The sequence below is a fragment of the Neisseria sp. P0021.S005 genome, from assembly GCF_051956955.1.
The window spans coordinates 1-490 of sequence record NZ_JBQCWY010000923.1 but is presented as its reverse complement, the minus strand read 5'-3'; the positions used below and the strand labels follow the sequence as shown (position 1 = coordinate 490).

The 490-nt window shown below is 39.2% G+C and carries 1 pseudogene; it reads left to right on the top strand.

Annotation, left to right across the window (positions count from 1 at the left end):
- Positions 1-262 (top strand): annotated as a pseudogene (locus tag ACTHUE_RS20180) (ABC transporter ATP-binding protein); the annotation flags it as partial.
- Positions 263-490: the final 228 nt, after the last annotated feature.

Sequence of the window (490 nt, the reverse complement as noted above, 5' to 3'; positions counted from 1 at the left end):
GTGCAACCATCTCGATATCCGCCACCAACACCGCCTGATGCAGTATTTGGTCGGGCATTCAAACCGTGCCTCATCAATGATGGTATTACACGATTTAAACCTAGCCGCGCGTTATGCGGAACATATTATCTTGATGAATAAGGGAAAAGTCGTTGCATCAGGCAAGGTGGGCGAAGTGATGCATCCCGACTTGCTTGAATCGGTTTACGGTTGGCAGATACGCCGTTGCGAAGATGAAGCAGGGTTTTATTTCAGAAGCTGAGCGCCAACAGGCCGTCTGAAAAACGATAAAGAAAATTTATTTTATCGTTCAAAAATCAAACGAGACGGGAGGATGTTCCCGACTTGAAGAACCAAATTTTGTGCATTTCACAAGTAAAATGCCGATTTTCATCAAATAGAAATACATTTTATTATTTATAGAATACAATATTTTAAAATAATACTAATTTTTAATTACGCAAAAATATTGACAAGAAAATGATGATGG